Source organism: Larkinella knui (assembly GCF_003858645.1).
GTDB lineage: Bacteria > Bacteroidota > Bacteroidia > Cytophagales > Spirosomataceae > Larkinella > Larkinella knui.
This window is the reverse complement of sequence record NZ_RQJP01000002.1, coordinates 399,536-414,246: the sequence shown is the minus strand read 5'-3', so window position 1 is coordinate 414,246 and position 14,711 is coordinate 399,536. Positions and strand designations below refer to the sequence as shown.

14 protein-coding genes are annotated in these 14,711 nt (G+C 49.7%); 6 read left to right on the top strand and 8 right to left on the bottom strand.

Features of this window, described 5'->3' with window-relative positions:
* The first annotated feature begins 123 nt into the window (after positions 1 to 123).
* Entirely contained in the window at positions 124 to 990 is an 867-nt protein-coding gene (locus EHT87_RS10665; RefSeq protein ID WP_124906613.1) for a WG repeat-containing protein, read from the top strand.
* On the opposite strand, the gene EHT87_RS10660 is transcribed toward EHT87_RS10665, so the two are convergent.
* Genes EHT87_RS10660 through EHT87_RS10650 form a run of 3 tightly spaced genes read right to left on the bottom strand, consistent with a single transcriptional unit; the run spans position 987 to position 2,894 of the window.
* A complete protein-coding gene (locus EHT87_RS10660; RefSeq protein WP_124906612.1) occupies positions 987 to 1,697 on the bottom strand; it encodes a hypothetical protein in 711 nt (236 codons plus the stop codon). The genes EHT87_RS10665 and EHT87_RS10660 overlap by 4 nt on opposite strands.
* 10 nt (positions 1,698 to 1,707) lie before the next feature.
* The gene (locus tag EHT87_RS10655) at positions 1,708 to 2,550 is read right to left on the bottom strand and encodes a hypothetical protein (RefSeq protein ID WP_124906611.1); all 843 of its coding nucleotides are present in this window, start codon (positions 2,548 to 2,550) and stop codon (positions 1,708 to 1,710) included.
* 14 nt (positions 2,551 to 2,564) lie between these two features.
* Complete coding sequence (locus EHT87_RS10650) at positions 2,565 to 2,894, bottom strand: PKD domain-containing protein (RefSeq protein WP_124906610.1); 330 nt, start codon at positions 2,892 to 2,894, stop codon at positions 2,565 to 2,567.
* A gap of 215 nt (positions 2,895 to 3,109) precedes the next feature.
* On the opposite strand from EHT87_RS10650, the gene EHT87_RS10645 reads away from it, so the two are divergent.
* The 3 genes from EHT87_RS10645 (at position 3,110) to EHT87_RS10635 (ending at position 7,711) form a co-directional block, all read left to right on the top strand.
* Entirely contained in the window at positions 3,110 to 6,832 is a 3,723-nt protein-coding gene (locus EHT87_RS10645; RefSeq protein WP_124906609.1) for a PAS domain S-box protein, read from the top strand.
* A gap of 11 nt (positions 6,833 to 6,843) precedes the next feature.
* Entirely contained in the window at positions 6,844 to 7,236 is a 393-nt protein-coding gene (locus EHT87_RS10640; protein ID WP_124906608.1) for a RidA family protein, read from the top strand.
* Between the two features lie 139 nt (positions 7,237 to 7,375).
* Positions 7,376 to 7,711 (top strand): winged helix-turn-helix transcriptional regulator, encoded by a 336-nt coding sequence (locus EHT87_RS10635; RefSeq protein ID WP_124906607.1) that lies wholly within the window; start codon positions 7,376 to 7,378, stop codon positions 7,709 to 7,711.
* A gap of 64 nt (positions 7,712 to 7,775) precedes the next feature.
* On the opposite strand, the gene EHT87_RS10630 is transcribed toward EHT87_RS10635, so the two are convergent.
* The gene (locus EHT87_RS10630; protein WP_124906606.1) at positions 7,776 to 8,570 is read right to left on the bottom strand and encodes an outer membrane beta-barrel protein; all 795 of its coding nucleotides are present in this window, start codon (positions 8,568 to 8,570) and stop codon (positions 7,776 to 7,778) included.
* Between the two features lie 240 nt (positions 8,571 to 8,810).
* Here EHT87_RS10630 and lysM point away from each other — a divergent pair, with 240 nt between their 5' ends.
* The gene (gene lysM / locus EHT87_RS10625) at positions 8,811 to 9,284 is read left to right on the top strand and encodes a peptidoglycan-binding protein LysM (RefSeq protein WP_124906605.1); all 474 of its coding nucleotides are present in this window, start codon (positions 8,811 to 8,813) and stop codon (positions 9,282 to 9,284) included.
* Positions 9,285 to 9,482: 198 nt separating this feature from the next.
* Here the strand turns inward: lysM and EHT87_RS10620 are convergent, their stop codons facing one another.
* A complete protein-coding gene (locus EHT87_RS10620) occupies positions 9,483 to 9,848 on the bottom strand; it encodes a VOC family protein (RefSeq protein WP_124906604.1) in 366 nt (121 codons plus the stop codon).
* A 348-nt stretch (positions 9,849 to 10,196) separates the two neighbouring features.
* Here EHT87_RS10620 and EHT87_RS10615 point away from each other — a divergent pair, with 348 nt between their 5' ends.
* The gene (locus tag EHT87_RS10615; protein WP_185716185.1) at positions 10,197 to 12,119 is read left to right on the top strand and encodes a tetratricopeptide repeat protein; all 1,923 of its coding nucleotides are present in this window, start codon (positions 10,197 to 10,199) and stop codon (positions 12,117 to 12,119) included.
* A gap of 102 nt (positions 12,120 to 12,221) precedes the next feature.
* On the opposite strand, the gene rny is transcribed toward EHT87_RS10615, so the two are convergent.
* The 3 genes from rny to EHT87_RS10600 form a co-directional block, all read right to left on the bottom strand.
* Entirely contained in the window at positions 12,222 to 13,793 is a 1,572-nt protein-coding gene (gene rny / locus EHT87_RS10610) for a ribonuclease Y (RefSeq protein WP_124906603.1), read from the bottom strand.
* Between the two features lie 142 nt (positions 13,794 to 13,935).
* Positions 13,936 to 14,229, bottom strand: coding sequence for a cell division protein ZapA (locus EHT87_RS10605; RefSeq protein WP_124906602.1), 294 nt, complete (start codon positions 14,227 to 14,229; stop codon positions 13,936 to 13,938).
* A gap of 62 nt (positions 14,230 to 14,291) precedes the next feature.
* Entirely contained in the window at positions 14,292 to 14,651 is a 360-nt protein-coding gene (locus tag EHT87_RS10600; RefSeq protein ID WP_124906601.1) for a hypothetical protein, read from the bottom strand.
* Positions 14,652 to 14,711: the final 60 nt, after the last annotated feature.

Below are 14,711 nucleotides of genomic sequence, written 5' to 3'. Positions count from 1 at the left end.
CAGGGTGTTATCTACGTATACGAGTGGGCCGTCTGCATAAAAAATTATGAAGATAGTATGACTTTTCGTAACTTTTGAAAGTCTAAAAGAATGGGTTACCTCGTTTGTTAAATTAAGCCTGAAATGATCGATACCATTCGACAGAAAATACAAGAGGTTTTTGGCCACTATGACCGACACGTTCCCGCCGACGTAATCAACCGGTTGTTCGTTGCCATTCCTTACGATGAAACTACCTTGACGCAGGAAATCATGGGATATCTGCTCGAACATAATTACGAAGCATTGGAAACGCCCAGAGGACAATCGCTTCGGGAGCAGCTTATTTCGACCGACTGGCGCCAGAAAGAACAAAAAAAATGGCTGCCGGAGCCTGATCGGGTGGCAACGCCCCTGGCCACGGATGTATCGGTTCATCCCATCCCAACCCCATTTAGCCAATCCAACAAGGTACTCATTGCGCTGGTTACGGTTTTTGTAACGATCCTGTTGTGGCTCTGGAAAGGGAAACTAACGGAAATTGACAACGGGCTTGGCCGCGTAGAAACGACCGAGATTGAACAAACTCAGGGCAACACGACTATTCAAACCAAACAGACTATCCACGAGGCAAATGCGGCCAAACCTTCGAAGAAAGCCGCCCTGTTGCCGGTTTTGGGAGAGTCACTCACAAAAAATAACAATAAGTTAATTGCGGCTATCTCCGTAACCAGTGAACCTCCCGCTCCCCTGATTGCCGAACCGGCCGAGTCGTCGAACAGTGCGTCGGTAAAACCGTATGACACCGTCGATACCCAGATCGGTGATTTTGGTTTACGGGCGGCCCGGAAAGGAACGAAATGGGGCTATGTCGATCAAAAGGATAAATGGCATATCGATCCGGTCTACGACGATGTTACGCCGTTTCAAAACGGTAAGGCAACGGTAGTGCTGGATGGTCAGCAGATTGTGATCGACCGGGATGGCGGGCGGATTCGGGACGAAAACTAACGCGAGGTGGTTCCAACACTGACGGTCAGATTCCGAAAAGTGGTTCCATCGGTGGTCGAAACAAAACCAATCCCATTGCCCTGGTATTGACGAAACTGGTACGGGCTGGTCGGTATTTCGCGCCCATTGAGGTAAAAATGAATTTGCTCCCCTTTCCGGCGAACGGTCAGCGTGTTTTTCGTTGCTGACAGCGGAATACCCGCCGGAACATAATCGCCCCGCATATAAATCGTATAGCTAAGACCGTTGATGACGTATTTGACGGAGACCTGATTTTTATTGTTGATTCGGAAGTGACAATAATTGAGCGAGTCTTTTACACCAATCAGCAAGCCCGCATCGGGAATAATTCCGCTCGGCCCCGCCAACTCTACCTGCACCATAAACGTATCGACTTTATTCAGATTGAGGGCTGTTGGAATCGAAATGTAACTGAACGCCGATGCCGGTGAATCGCTGGCCTGCTTATAAATGCGGTAGGTGTTCTGAGACATGTCAAAAGCGTAGGCTCCCCGTCGGCCAATGAGCCACCGGTTGCGATTGTCACTGAAGTCTTCGGTAAATGAGCGGTTTGTGGCGGTTCCCGGAGTCTTTGCCTTGATTTTAACGTGTACCCAGGAGCCTGACGCTGAATACACCCCGACCTGCGCCTGACTTTCGTGGAGCAGGCCGAACAAAATTCCCAAAATGAGTGCAAAACGCATCATGAATTAACCGTTAAAAGTTGTAGTGGAACACTGCTACCGGAGAACCGGATTGATAACCCGGCCGCAGGCTGATTTTGGGCTCGGCGGTTTTCGACCGTTCTTTCTGGTTGCGCACGCCCTTGATAAACGTGGCTACAATATCCGTGATCCAGATGGCCCCGGACAAGCGGGTTGCGAGATAATACCGGTGATGGTGCTGATTGGCGCGGTCGTAATACGGTTGTGCCGCCGTTCGGTTGCGCTGTTGTTCATACAGCGAATAGTCGTCGCGCGATTTTTTGCGTTCCACTAATCCGTAAGCCATCAGACCGTAACAGGCCACCGTTATGCCCAGCCGGTGGGCAATGACCGGTTTGGGCGACTGAACGAAAATGTTGCCGACGCCGGGAGCCACCAGCGATAGCAGGGCAAATTCGGGACCACCGGGGCGGTATTTCCGTTTGACGGTATCGGCGGAAACGGCCGGAACCGGTCCGGTTGATTTTCGGGCGGTAGCCGGGGCAACTTTGACCAGAATGGTGGCCCGAATATTTTCATCCAGTTCAAAACCGTTTTCGAGGGCTCTCCAGACAATACGCCGGTTGGGTCCCGGCTGAACATCCTGGCCCCAGTCACCGGAAATATGCTGGGGCGCGGGATTCAGCAAACCGTTCGTCTGGCTTCGAATGCGAATATAGACGGAGTCGGCAGGCTGATTTCCGGTGATGTCATACAGAATTTCCACGGCTGATTCATTGATGACATTAAGGCGCACATTGGTTACAGCAACCTGACTGACAGCGGGTAAGGCGCAAAGGACCAGAAGGAAAAATACCAACCGTTTCAGCCAAAGAGGGACGAATTGCTGATGCATAAGCGGAGAATAGGCTAATTAGTGACTGTAACCGGGCGAGAAACCGTGAATTTATCATCGCATTGGTTGGCAAGAACCATGATAACGTTGTAGGTGCCGGGTTTATCATAAAACACCGTAAACTGATTGCCGGAACGGTTGCGTCCGTCGCCCAGATCCCAGCCTACAGCTCCGATGTCTCCCTTTTTATTTTCCAGAAAAAAGGTAACTTCCAGTTTAGCCGCGGTGAAACCAATGGTTCCCTCGGGTTTTTCGCAGATTGGAAAACTTTTCTGATCCAGATCAAACGGCTCACAGGCGGCACAGCACAGGCTGATCAAAACCAGCGCAATAAATACTTTCATGATGGTAGTTCAATGGGCATGCGAAACTAATCAAATTAAAAGAAACGTACTTCCAAAATAATGCCATTCCAACAACCAACCAAACGTTTATCACATTGCTGGTATTTTTTAGTAAATTTATCCTGTAGTAAGAAGGTATTTTAATTAATTCAGGTTGATTGGAAAACCGGCAGTCAATCAAACGTACGTTAGTTTCCAAACACCCCTACGGAAGAATGTCCTGGTCTGCAAAAACGAAAGATGAACTGGTGGCCGAGATTCGGCGGCTCAGTAAAGAAGTAGATATCCGCAACTCCCTCGATGGCAGTTCGCAACCGCAGCAGGCGTCGGTTTTCGATGTCAGCAAGACGGTAGATCAATTGAATCTCATTGGTTTAACGATTGAGAAAGATGGTACGGTAACGTTTTGTAACCAGTATACTTTACGCATTACGGCCTGGCAACCCACCGATGTGATCGGTAAAAACTTTTTTGAGGTTTTTATCCCGGCCGCAGAACGGGTGCAGATGCAGCGGGATTTTGAAGACGCCATTGCGCGCGGTGGCGTGGTGGATCAGAAGGAGATCAATCTGCTGGCCAAGAGTGGAGCCGTCCGGAATGTTCATCTGAACTCTTTCATTATCAACAGCGTAGCGGATCGGTCGGTGGTTGCTTCCTACACCATTATTGGTGAGGACGTTACCAATAAAAAGCGCGTTGCCTCCGCCTTGTCGTATTCGAACTCGCAGTTGCAGGATCTGGTGGATAATACCAGTGACCTGATTCAACTGGTGACGCTCGATGGCAAATTCATGTTTGTAAACCGGGCCTGGCGTGAAGTGCTCGAATACAGCTCGGATGAAATTGCTTCGCTGACGTTGCAGGATGTGCTGCATCCCGATTATGCCGAAAGCACGCTTATGCGGCTGCAACGCGTTCGGGACGGAGAGAAATTTCCGTATTTCGAGACGGTTTTTCAGAGCAAAAAAGGCAAAACCGTGTTTGTGTCGGGCAGCGTCAATTGCCGCTACGACCAGGGGAAACCGACGGCTTACCGGTGTATTCTGCACAATATTACAAGCCGGATACGCGCTGAGAAAGCCCAGAAACTGTATTACAGCATTGCCAACTGGACGCTCAATGCCCCCAATCTGGATGAACTGTACCAGAATATTCACGACGAACTGAGCAACATCATCGATGCCCGCAACTTCTTCATTGCCCTGTACGATCAGGGAAAAAGCTTTCTGTATTTTCCGTATTATGTCGATGAATATTTTACGGGAATGCGGTTTACAAAGCGGAAACTGGGAAATGGGCTGACCGAATACGCCATCCGGGCCAACCGGCCGCTGTTTCTCTACGAGCAGGACATTCAGCAACTGGCGGATACGCAGAATCTGTATCTGTACGGACAGATTCCGAAAGCGATGCTTTGCGTTCCGCTCCGGATTGGTGACCGGATTACGGGGATTATCGGGGTAAAAGCGTATGATAAAGCCGATACCTACAACATTCGCGATCTGGAATTGCTGGAATTTATCTCCGGCCAGGTGGCGCTTGCCATCGCCCGGAAGCAGGATGAAGCCGCCATCAACAAGCAAACCGCCCGGCTCAATGCCATCTTCGACAGCAGTTCCCACCTGATCTGGTCGGTTAATAAAAGCTTCCAGCTCACGTCGTTCAATCGAAATTATACGCGTCTGATTGAGAATCAGTTGGGTGAAATACCGCAGGTCAACGTGTCGACCGAAAAGCTGGGCTGGCGAATCATTGGGGCCGAAAACCGGAAGTTACTGGAAGAAAAATACCGCCTGGCTTTCCGGGGATTGCCCCAAACGGTCGAGCTTCATTTTCAGACAACGAAAGGAGAAGCCTGGCTGGAAGTGCATTTGAATCCGATCTTGCTTTCGGGGGGTGTAATCGAGGAGGTATCGGGTATTGCCCGCGATATTACAGCGCGTAAACGAACCGAGCTTGAACTGCGCGGAAGTGAAGAAAAATTCCGGGGTATTTTCGTCAATCTGCAGGATATTTATTGCCGCGTCGACCGCGAAGGACGCATTACGATGATCAGCCCGTCGGTGTTGAAACGGACGGGCTATACGCCGGAAGAAGTTCTGGGTCAGCCGATTACCAATTTTGTCGATAAGCAGGACATTCGCCGGGCGCTGGTTCGGTTGATTCGGAACAAGAGCCTGCGGAATTTTGAGGCTACGCTCCACCGGAAAGATGGCTCGATCCGGCAGATCATGCTCAACATGTTGACGCTGAACGATAAGAACGGTCGCGTTGACGAAGTAGCCGCGCTGGCCCGCGACATCACGGAGCTGAAGCGCAATGCGCAGGAGCTGATGAAAGCCAAAGACGAAGCCGAGCGGTCGTTGAAGGTAAAAGAGCGTTTTCTGGCCAATATGAGCCATGAAATCCGGACACCCATGAACGGCGTGATCGGGATGATTGATTTGCTCAACGATACGCCCCTGGATCAGGACCAGAAAGATTATGTGCAAACCATCAAAAAATCGTCGGAAACGCTGCTCAACATCCTGAACGATATTCTGGATCTGTCGAAAATTGAAGCCGGTAAAATGGTGTTGCACGAAGCGCCGATTCTGTTTCAGGAGGTTTTTGACAAATTAGTGTCGCTTTTTGGCCAGCAGGCCAGCGTAAAAGGCAATAAACTTATCTATCACCTAGACGACAGTCTGCCCAAATTCGTGATTGCCGACCAGACGCGCCTGCTGCAGATTCTGTCCAATTTAACGTCAAACGCAATTAAGTTTACGGAAAACGGCACAATAACCATTCAGGCATCGCTGGTGGGCAAAAAAGGCAAATTTAACCGAATCAAGGTGGAGGTGAAGGATTCGGGCATCGGTATTGCAAAGGATGATTTAGGGCTGTTGTTCAATTCGTTCAGTCAGGTCGAGATGTCGTCACGGAAGTCATTTGGCGGTACGGGCCTGGGTCTGGCTATTTCCAAAGAGCTGGCGGCTTTGATGAAAGGCTCCATTGGCGTTGAATCCGTAGCGGGGCAGGGGAGTACCTTCTGGTTTACCATTGAACTGAAAGAAACCTTGATCAGCCCCACGAGCCAGAAGTCGGATCAGGTCGAGATCTCGTTGCAGAATGTGTTCAAAGACCACCATCCTTATTTATTGCTGGTGGATGACAACGCCGTAAACCGGAAAGTGGCTACCGAAATTCTCAAAAAATCGGGTTGTCAGGTCGATACGGCTTCGAGTGGGCAGGAGGCCATTGACAAAGTGACGGCGGCAATGGCCGAAAAAGGTATGCCGTATGAGCTGATTTTTATGGATATTCAGATGCCGGATATGGACGGTGTTGAAACGACCGCCAAACTCCGCGGCCAGTTTGGAACGCAGTTGCCGCCGGTTATTGCCATGACGGCGTACTCGATGCGCGAAGACCGGGACCGCTTTTTGAGTCAGGGCCTCGACGATTATATCGCCAAACCGATTCGGGCTCAAAGCCTGATTTCCAAAGTGAAAGAAACCGTGGATGCCCGGAAGGAGTTTCGGGAAGCCGCCCAGATGCGTTCCAAACAACTGGAAGCCATTCGTGAACTGGAAATGCCGATGATCGATACCGAAATTATCGGTCAACTCGAACAGGTCGGTGGCTGGGATCTGGTGACGTCCATCTACGAAGATTTCGAAATCGAAGCGACTACGCTCGTTCAGGAATCCGTGGAAGCCTTTGCCGCGGGCGACATACCAACCGTCAAAAGCCATCTGCATACGCTCAAAGGCAGTGCCGGAACCATCGGCGTAGCCCGAATTGCGCAGATTGCCCGCGACGCCGAAGCGAAGCTGAAAGTGAGTGACAGCAGTTCGCTGGCCGACGATTTACGGTTACTTGAAAAGGAGTTTCAGGTGTTTTTGAGCGAATACAAAACCGCACTCGATAAATTAGTGGCCGAAAAAGCCGGATAAAGTCAGAACCTATGTCATCCCGTCAACTCATTTCGTCCGGTTCACCGTGGGAGCCGGTGGTTGGTTACAGCCGTGCCGTTCGGATCGGTGATCTGATCGAAATTTCAGGAACAACCGCTATGGATGGCGATCGTCTGGTGGGGCGGGGCGATGTGTATGAGCAAACCCGTTTTATCTTACAGAAAATACGTGGGGTCCTTCAGGAAGCTGGCGCGTCGATGACGGATGTGGTGCGTACAAGGATGTACGTTACTGATATTTCGAAGTGGGAGGAAGTGGGCCGGGCGCATGGCGAAGTGTTTAAAGACATTCGTCCGGCGGCTTCCATGGTTGAAGTGCGGGCCCTGATCGATCCGGATTTATTGGTAGAAATCGAAGTTACAGCGGTTGTAAAACCGATTTAATTGACTCAATTCCAAATAAGGGCCAAATGCTAATCTCAGCTTCTTCTTCAGAAGTTAATGCTGTAACTTTGCCTAAAATTTGATCTACTTTATTATTAATCAGTACATTACATACCAAATGGTAAGTAGAAATTAACCGATGACACCAGAATTAAAACAAGTTAAAGAAGAAACAATCTCAACAGAGCAGGTAATCAAGAAAGCTGTAGAAGTTATTTGCGGAAAATGGAGAATGGTGATTATTCACCTGTTGCGCGATAAAACCTTGAGATATGGCGATATTAAACGATCTGTTCCCGGAATCAGCGAAAAAGTGCTGGTTCATGAGCTGAAACAATTGGTTGAGTTGGGAATGGTGGATAAGGAGTCATTTAACGAGGTTCCGCCCCGGGTAGAATACCGGCTCAACGACAAGGGGCGTACCATTTTGCCGGTTATCGACCTGTTACGCGAAGTAGGTCAGGCATTTATGTAGATCGGTCAGCTCGGATGCAGGGGATTTCCGATCGGGAATCTTCCTGCATTCGAGAAAATTCAAGTCAAAAATGAATCAACTTATAGCCCACCGTTAGTTCAGCATAGCCAATAAAACCGGTAATACCGCGGTCGTTGAAAACGCCCCCGATGGGTAAACCATAGCGAAGATCCACCTCAAGCCGTTTCAGGAGGGTTATGCCAGCGCCGAATTCGACGCCAAAATTGAATTTTTTCACCTGTAAAATACCGGCTTCCTCCGGCTTGGTCAAATCGACCTGATCGGTAATCGTAGTGATGGTATAACCGGGAAAGTTGATGGCCGGATTGGCACCCACCTGGCCGGAGGCCGTTCGGATTGCTTCGGCCTTTTGGGTAAACATGAACGTGGGACCGCCATAGACGCGCCACTGGCCTTCCCGCCCGTGTTTTCCGATAAAAACGGGAATGTTGATCGAATTAAGCGTAGGTTCCGAGGTGGTATTCAACCGGGCGAAGAGCGTTCCGGGTTGGAGATTGATCGGCAAAATGACGCCAAATTCGGACGCTGCGGCCACATCGATCCGGTCGATCGGTGCTTTCTGTTTCAGAACCAGCGACGTATAACTGATTTCGGTTTGTATAAAAAACCGGTCGAAATTTTTCCTGATCCACACATTGCCCAGATAACCGACGCCGATGCCATTGTTGGTGTTTCGAATCCGGGGAACATCCAGGCCCGGCGATAGCGTCTGGGCCGGAAGAACCGTATACCCGTGCGTGAAGGTGCCTCCCCCCCTGATTCCCAATTCAATAGTCCCTTGTGCCTGTGCCTGTATCGCTACCAGAAACGCAACGCATGCCACCCCCAAAATTTTCATCTCTGTAAAAAAGCAAGTACGGTTTGGTATTTCTTTCGCTGCTCGCTGCCGCAAGAACGTAAAACTCTGCCAAGTCGTGAATAGAATTATAAATAATTTATTGACAATTGATTACCAACGGATACATTTAGCGTCTAAATAGGGATTGTGAAACCTGCCGGGCGTTCGTTTTCAAACAGTTCAAGGTCATTCTCAGTTGTTCTATTCAAATCAATCAAAGTTAATCAAAACACAAAATCCATGGGACTGCTCAGTTTTTTCAAAGGTGTAGGTGAAAAAGTATTTGGGAAAGAGCACGAAGCTCCGGCTGCCGAACCGGCCAAAGCCGCCGAAGTAGAGCCGCTGAAAGCCAGCGCCTTGCTCAACCACGTCAAGCAACTCGGCTTGTCATACAAGAAATTAACCGTCAAAACCGCCGGTGACACGGTCGTGTTGGAAGGGGAAGTTGCCACCCAGGAAGACGCCGAAAAACTGGCGCTGGCCGTTGGTAACGTTGAAGGGGTTCATCAGGTTGATAACCGGCTGGTGGTTGAAACGCCAGAACCGGAAGGCCAGTATCACACCGTTGAGTCGGGCGACACCCTGTCGGCGATTTCCAAGAAAGTCTACGGTGATCCGATGAAATACGGCATTATTTTCGAAGCCAACAAGCCGATGCTGAAAAGCCCCGATCTGATTTATCCGGGTCAGGTACTTCGGATTCCGAGGTTGTAAGGAAGCGAACTTCTTTATGGAAGGCGTCTCTTGACAGGGACGCCTTTTTTGATAGGTCAATCAGACCATTCTTTTTTTGGCATACACCCATTCTGCCAATACCCCTCACTACTTGCTTTTATGATCCAATGAAAAACGGCGTTTGCAGAATCATTCTGTAAACGCCGTTTTCGTATTTTTAATCAGTTTATAGTCCGTTTACTCTGCTCTAAAATGCGGATTTTCGATGATTCCCAGCACATTACCAAATGGGTCTTTCACGCTGGCTACTTTGATATCGCCCCCTACTTCCTCAATCCCGGAGTGCACACTGGCGCCGTGGCTCATGAGGTGTTCCCAGGCCTTTTCGATATTGGGAACCCCCCAGTAGGTAATGGTGCTGCCATCGGAGGGCTTGGCCGCCGGATCGAGGCCCAATTCATAACCGCCTACTGAAAAGCCTACGTAAAAAGGTTCGTCGAAATACGGATTGACCCCCAAAATCTTTGAATACCAGGTTTTCGCGTAAATCAAATCGGGTGCCGCGTAAATAATAGTCCGTAGGCCCAGAAAAGCGGATGCCATATAAAACAGATGAGTTGCCCAGCCAGTGAAGCTGGCTGGAAATGAAATGGAAAAATAAGAAAAAAGATCAAATAGCACGTATAGAATTTCTTTTCCGGTTTATACCTTTTCCGGGAAATAAACAAGTTAGCCGCCACGTTCTTACCCCGGTTGGCCCGGCAAGATTTTTGCAGTACGTTTAGAATACCGATTTTTGCACCTGTTGCCCGACTATTGTCAGGACTTCCCCACCCTGAACTATTGATTTTTGGTGGAATCTTGCCAATTTTACAAATAAGTTTCGAGATGGAAAGTTGCTTCGTTAAACAACTATGAAAGTGCTGTGTAAAACTGATCCGACCAGTTCGTATGTCTAAAAAAAATCAATCCTCATCGAACCAAAAACCGATCGTCCGGCCCACACCGAATGGGGGAACTAAACCGAATCCGCGTCCGGTAACTGCGGTTGCCCGCCCCGCCACCTCAGTGGCCAAACAACCGCTGCCAGCCGCACCTGAACCGCTGACGCAGCGACCGGTTCAGTGGCTATGGGCGTTGCTGGTGGCAGCTGCCGGCTTTGCGTTATACGTCAACACGTTCAACCACGGACTGGCACTGGACGATATTGCTGCCATTACCCAGAACCTGTTTGTCCAGAAAGGAATTGAAGGAATTCCGGATTTGCTCAAAACCGAATTCTGGCATTTCAGCAATATTTCGCTCGGTTACTACCGTCCGCTGGCCCTCATTACGTTTGCTCTGGAAAAAGAATATTTCAACGGCGATCCGCACATCAGTCACGTCATCAACGGAATTATTTATGGCGTGACCGGTTTCTTCCTGGCGGTTCTTTTGCAGAAATGGTTGCCGGGCCGCACGGTTCTGACCACCCTCATTGCGTTGTTGTTTATGGCGCATCCGCTTCATACAGAGGTTGTTGCCAACATCAAAAGCCGGGATGAAATGCTGAGTTTCCTGTTCATCACGCTGGTGATGCTTACCTACTGGAAATACCTGGAAACTCAACAGAAGGGCTGGGTCGTTTTTTCGGCATTCTGGATGTACCTCACGTATCTTTCGAAAGAATCGTCGCTGGTAGGTCTGGGTTTGATTGTGATCATGCAGTATACTTTTGCCAAACGCAATTTCTTTCAGTCGTTGATCAGTATCTGGCCGTATCTACTGGTGACGGCGCTGTTTTTCTGGCAGAAAAAAACCATGATTGGTACGTTGAACGGCAATCCACCGGTCGATTGGGCCAACTATCCGTATGCGCTGGAGAACACGAAGTTTCTGACGACGTTTAAATTTTTCGCGCAATATGTCCGGTTGCTGGTTTTTCCGCTGCACTTGTCTTACGATTATTCCTACAACGTGATTCCGTCCGGGAAACTGAGCGATTGGGAAACCTTGCTGGGGCTGTTCTCGTTCGGTGGGCTGGTCTGGCTCGCCTGGAAAGGGTTCTGGCAGCGGTCGCTCTGGGGGTTCGGGCTGACCTGGATGTTCATCACCATGACGCCGGGTTTGGGCTTTGTGCTCTTCCGGGGCGGTATTCTGGCCGAGCGGTTTCTGTATTCGCCGATTCTGGGCTTTGTCATTGCGGCCATCGCCGGGCTGGATCTGTTGCTGGCCAAACGGCTTAACCTGTCCGAAAATGCACCGGTTCTGAAGCGGTACGGTATTCTGATGGGCCTCTGTCTGGTAGTTGGCGGTTTGTTCAGTTTTCGGACGGTGGTTCGCAACGAGGACTGGAAAGACAACTTTACGCTCTTCAACAGCGGGCTGGATTATGCGTCCAACAGTTGCCAGGTCAACCGCCACGTGGCCAACGAGTGGATCAATAAATGTGCGGAAGAAAAGGACCCGAAACAGAAGCGGTTTTATTTCAATAAAGCCATTTACCACCTGCGCCGATCGACGGAAATTTACCCCGGTTTTGGCGAAGCCTTTTTCTCGATTGCCTATTCATACCAGAAGTTGATTCCGAATCGGGATTCGGCGGTATATTTCTACAAGCAGGCCATCCGGGCGTCGTCCAATTACGCGCCCGCTTATAATAACCTCGGCGTAATTTACCAAAACGAACGGCGGTATCATCTGGCATCGTATTTCTACAACATGTCGATGATGGTCAATCCCGCTTATCAGGATGGCAGGAACAACGCCGAGGTGATGAAAAAACAGCTGGGGCTGGATGTGAAAATATTGCCGGATAGCCTGAAAAACGAAGCCGTGTTGCCGGGAGCACCCGTGCAGACCGCCGTTCCGGCTTTGCGGTTTCCAATCCGGTAAACGGACGGATAAGAAATTGGTAAAGCAGAAACAGAAAAACCGTACCGGAATTGCCGGTACGGTTTTTCTGTTTCTAGTCGCTATTCTCGGTACGCTACAGCCTCATTTCGCGTACGCGACCGACCGCATTTCCCGGATAACCGTTATCTTGATCTGGCCGGGATACTGCATTTCTTTCTCGATTTTCTGCGAGATATCGAACGACAGCGTATTGGCTTTCTCATCGGTTACGTTTTCCGCGTCCACCATCACCCGCAGTTCGCGACCCGCCTGAATGGCGTAGCATTTAATTACGCCCTGGAAATTCATCGCCAGTTCTTCAAGCTCTTTCAGGCGTCGGATATAGGATTCCATCATTTCCCGACGGGCGCCCGGCCGTGAACCCGAAACGGCATCACAAACCTGAACAATCGGCGAAATCAGCGTGGTCATCTCAATTTCGTCGTGGTGAGCGCCAATGGCGTTGCAAACTTCCGGATGTTCCTTGTATTTCTTGGCCAGTTCCATCCCCAAAACCGCGTGGGGCAGTTCTGCTTCTTCAGGCCACACCTTACCAATATCGTGCAACAGCCCGGCGCGCTTGGCTAACTTGGCGTTCAGGCCCAGTTCCGCGGCCATGGTGGCACAAAGCTTGGCCACCTCGCGCGAGTGCTGTAGCAGGTTTTGGCCGTAGCTGGAGCGGAAGCGCATCCGGCCAATCATTTTGATCAGTTCGGGATGCAAACCGTGAATTCCGAGATCAATCACCGTCCGCTCGCCAATTTCGACAATCTCATCTTCGATGTTTTTGCGGGTCTTGGCTACAATTTCCTCAATCCGGGCGGGGTGAATCCGGCCATCCTGAACCAGCCGGTGGAGCGAAAGACGGGCAATTTCACGACGAACGGGATCGAAACCGGAGATTATGATGGCTTCCGGCGTATCATCGACGATAATTTCCACGCCCGTTGCAGCTTCCAGCGCGCGGATGTTCCGGCCTTCGCGGCCAATCACTTTCCCCTTGATGTCGTCGCTTTCGATGTTGAATACCGACACGCAGTTTTCGATGGCATGTTCCGTCGCGGTCCGCTGAATGGTTTCGATCACCACCTTTTTGGCTTCTTTCGTGGCCGTCAGTTTGGCTTCTTCCACCACGCTCTTGATGTAGGACGAGGCCCGCGAATCGGCTTCGGCTTTCAGGGCATCGACGAGTTGTTCACGGGCTTGATCGGCGGTGAGGTTCGCAATTTTTTCCAGTGCTTCCACCTGTTGCTGACGCATCCGTTCGGCTTCTTCCCGCCGTTTCCCGATGGCTTCCTGTTGCTGAGACAGCAGGAGTTTCTGCTGTTCGAGTTCGGCTTCTTTCCGTTTGCTTTGTTCGGCTTGTTGCTGGAGTTGCTGTTCGCGCTGCTTGAGTTTGTTCTCGTTGGTAATCAGAATGTTTTTCTTCCGGTTGGTGTCGTCTTCAAACTCAGCTTTCAATTTCAGGTACTTTTCCCGCGCTTCCAGAATGCGGTCTTTCTTGATATTTTCAGCCGTCAATTCGGCATTTTTGATAATCTCTGCCGAGCGGATTTCGGCCTCCTTCTCACGCTGGGCAAACAGGCGGCCCAACAGCTTCCTGCCAATGTAGATGCCCACTGCTATCGAAAGTATATCCGACAGGAGCATCACCCAGAAATCGATTTTATTCATGTCCGTAGACGTTTGTGTGAAAAATATGATTCTCACAGAACACTACAGTACCAAAAATGAAGCAAGCCGACCGTTTGCCGGTCAGCGATTGAATTGTACGGAAAGAAGGCGGATTTGCGTTTTATCGTCTACTCTATAATGATCAAGTAGTTAACGTCGAGTCCATTAACTCGTCTAAACGGGTTATCCGCTGTGCTATCTTTTCTTGCAGCGCCAGTTTTTCACTGCGTGCGTTCAGCCATCGTACGGTATTCATGACGGCAATTACCGCCAGAATGTCCATGTCATCACGCTTTTTTTTCTTATTTTTCTCCCCTAAAAAGCGTTCATTGACGAGCCGTCCGGCTTCCCGGGCGGTTTCTTCGTCTTCTGGAAGAACACTAAGCGGGTAGTTCCGGCCTGCAATTCGGATATTTATTGACAATAACTCTTCCATCGTACAGCTTGTCGAACCGGTTTCGAAAAAGCAGCTAGCCTTTTAAGATTCCGGTATATGATTTATGACAAGTCACTCAAATAGGCGATACAACGATCCAGTTCGTCGATGTAAGCCGTGAGCTGTTGCTTCAATTCGGCAGTAGTCTCTGCGTCATTGTGTTTGTTATTTACAATCTTAGGAATATTTGTTGGTTTAGAAAACTCTTTTGGCGAATTATTCACCATTTTTTCCAATTGCCTCAGTTGATTTTGATGTTTTGTTACTTCATTGGCTAATTTGGCCTTTTCCAGCTCCAGAGCGGTTTTCTCCTGCTCCAGTTCAATAATACGTTGCCGACCCGCGTTGACCATTTCGATCAAGCGGTACGCCTTGTCCTCGAAGGAGTCCATCTGCGAAAAAACCGGCGATGAATTGCTCATTATTGAATTGAAATTTCAGGATTACGACCCCCACTTGAAACGGATTGCCTCAGAACCAGC

Excerpts from the sequence above, each read along its gene's own strand:
- EHT87_RS10660 (WP_124906612.1), bottom strand. The coding sequence starts at position 1,697 with ATGATGCGTTTTGCACTCATTTTGGGAATTTTGTTCGGCCTGCTCCAC.
- EHT87_RS10665 (WP_124906613.1), top strand. The coding sequence starts at position 124 with ATGATCGATACCATTCGACAGAAAATACAAGAGGTTTTTGGCCACTAT.
- rny (WP_124906603.1), bottom strand. The coding sequence starts at position 13,793 with ATGAATAAAATCGATTTCTGGGTGATGCTCCTGTCGGATATACTTTCG.
- EHT87_RS10655 (WP_124906611.1), bottom strand. The coding sequence starts at position 2,550 with ATGCATCAGCAATTCGTCCCTCTTTGGCTGAAACGGTTGGTATTTTTC.
- EHT87_RS10615 (WP_185716185.1), top strand. The coding sequence starts at position 10,197 with ATGTCTAAAAAAAATCAATCCTCATCGAACCAAAAACCGATCGTCCGG.
- EHT87_RS10630 (WP_124906606.1), bottom strand. The coding sequence starts at position 8,570 with ATGAAAATTTTGGGGGTGGCATGCGTTGCGTTTCTGGTAGCGATACAG.
- EHT87_RS10650 (WP_124906610.1), bottom strand. The coding sequence starts at position 2,894 with ATGAAAGTATTTATTGCGCTGGTTTTGATCAGCCTGTGCTGTGCCGCC.
- EHT87_RS10605 (WP_124906602.1), bottom strand. The coding sequence starts at position 14,229 with ATGGAAGAGTTATTGTCAATAAATATCCGAATTGCAGGCCGGAACTAC.
- EHT87_RS10640 (WP_124906608.1), top strand. The coding sequence starts at position 6,844 with ATGTCATCCCGTCAACTCATTTCGTCCGGTTCACCGTGGGAGCCGGTG.
- EHT87_RS10635 (WP_124906607.1), top strand. The coding sequence starts at position 7,376 with ATGACACCAGAATTAAAACAAGTTAAAGAAGAAACAATCTCAACAGAG.
- lysM (WP_124906605.1), top strand. The coding sequence starts at position 8,811 with ATGGGACTGCTCAGTTTTTTCAAAGGTGTAGGTGAAAAAGTATTTGGG.
- EHT87_RS10620 (WP_124906604.1), bottom strand. The coding sequence starts at position 9,848 with ATGGCATCCGCTTTTCTGGGCCTACGGACTATTATTTACGCGGCACCC.
- EHT87_RS10645 (WP_124906609.1), top strand. The coding sequence starts at position 3,110 with ATGTCCTGGTCTGCAAAAACGAAAGATGAACTGGTGGCCGAGATTCGG.
- EHT87_RS10600 (WP_124906601.1), bottom strand. The coding sequence starts at position 14,651 with ATGAGCAATTCATCGCCGGTTTTTTCGCAGATGGACTCCTTCGAGGAC.